This window comes from Neobacillus paridis, from assembly GCF_016765675.1.
GTDB lineage: Bacteria > Bacillota > Bacilli > Bacillales > Cytobacillaceae > Neobacillus > Neobacillus paridis.
The window spans coordinates 1-508 of the sequence record NZ_JAESWB010000186.1 but is presented as its reverse complement, the minus strand read 5'-3'; the positions used below and the strand labels follow the sequence as shown (position 1 = coordinate 508).

The window sequence follows — 508 nt, the reverse complement described above, 5'->3', positions numbered from 1 at the left end:
GGCTGCCAGCCCGAGCCTGTGGCGGGGAAGCACATGAAGATCGTGTTACCGGACCTTGCGCATCCTGTTCAGAAGAACCAATCCGGCTTTTTGACGCTGAATGAAGTGAAGAGGAAAAATAAGGGTGCGAATGCGTTCGGAAATTGGGGCGGGAGCGTTGATGGATCATCAAAGGCGCTGTGCGGCCGAGGATGGCTGTACTGATCAGTTTCTGTGAGCAAACGGTCGCAGGGCTTGCCTCACTTCAACAAGCTGTGCACCGCCTCCACTACCCGCGCCGGCGCCACCCTGCTCAGGCAGTCATGATGACCCTCTGGGCAGATGCTCCTGTAGCAGTTCCTGCAGGCCACGTCGTGGTACAGCACCCGGCTCGGCGATTGCCATGGCGTGTGCTGGGGGTTGGTCAGCGCATACAGGTCCACCAGCGGCGTGCCCAGCGCGGCGGCGATATGGGCCGGGCCGGTGTTGTTGGACACCATGACCGGCGCCAGCGCAATCAGCGCGCCCA

At 61.6% G+C, this 508-nt stretch carries 2 protein-coding genes; one reads left to right on the top strand and one right to left on the bottom strand.

Going from position 1 to position 508, the window contains the following annotated elements; all coding sequences use genetic code 11:
* Positions 1–204: hypothetical protein (locus tag JK635_RS28450; protein WP_235888119.1), on the top strand; the 204-nt coding region annotated here is incomplete at its 5' end.
* Between the two features lie 35 nt (positions 205–239).
* On the opposite strand, the gene JK635_RS28445 is transcribed toward JK635_RS28450, so the two are convergent.
* Positions 240–508, bottom strand: a 269-nt coding sequence (locus JK635_RS28445) for a glycosyltransferase family 9 protein (RefSeq protein ID WP_202654661.1), incomplete at its 5' end; no start/stop codon positions are given.